Genomic DNA, 745 nt, shown 5'->3' with positions numbered 1-745 from the left:
CGCACCGTTCGGCTCGCTGGCGATGCCGCAGGCACGCCCGTTTCGTTTAAGGCAACCGGGCGCACCCTGTTGTCGCCCGGCTGGCAGGCCGTCTACGCGGAAGACGCGAAGGACGAGAACGACGAACCGGACGAAGAAAGCAACAACCCGATTCCGGCCCTCGCGGTAGACGCCGCACTGGTAGCTGATGATGGCCGCGTGCTGACCAAGAAGACCAAGCCGCCGGTTCGCTTCAAGCAACCGACCCTTGTAATGGAAATGGAGCGGCTGGGGATCGGGCGACCGAGCACCTACGCGGCGATCATGGAGAACATCACCGCCCGCGAGTACATCATTGCGGACAAAAAAGAGTACCTGTCGCCTACGCCGGTCGGCGAACTTGTCTGCGATGGTTTGGTGGATCGCTTCCGCTTTATCGACCTCGACTACACCCGAGGCCTTGAGGAACAACTCGACCAGATCGCGGAAGGCAAGACCGACTACCTCAGCGTCGTCTCGGCGGCTTGGGCCGCACTCGATGACGAGCTGGGCAAGCTGGACTCGGCCGACCTGCCCGTGGCGCACCCGTGCCCGACGTGCAGCAAGCCGCTGCGCCGAATCAAGGGCCAACACGGGTTCTTTTGGGCCTGCTCAGACCGGGAATGCAAGACCACCTTGCCGGATGCCAAAGGCAAGCCCGGCGAGCGCAAGGCTCCACCACCGCCGACCGGCATTGCGTGCCCGAAATGCGGTAAGGAGCTGGCCC

Annotated in this window: 1 protein-coding gene; it reads left to right on the top strand. The window is 63.8% G+C overall.

All coding sequences use genetic code 11. The features are described from left to right. On the top strand, positions 1-745 hold a 745-nt coding region (locus tag HMPREF2886_RS31925), incomplete at both ends, for a DNA topoisomerase (protein ID WP_256562626.1).

It is taken from the genome of Pseudomonas sp. HMSC066A08 (genome assembly GCF_001813025.1).
GTDB classification, from domain to species: Bacteria; Pseudomonadota; Gammaproteobacteria; order Pseudomonadales; family Pseudomonadaceae; genus Pseudomonas; species Pseudomonas aeruginosa.
This window is presented reverse-complemented; position numbering and strand designations above follow the sequence as displayed.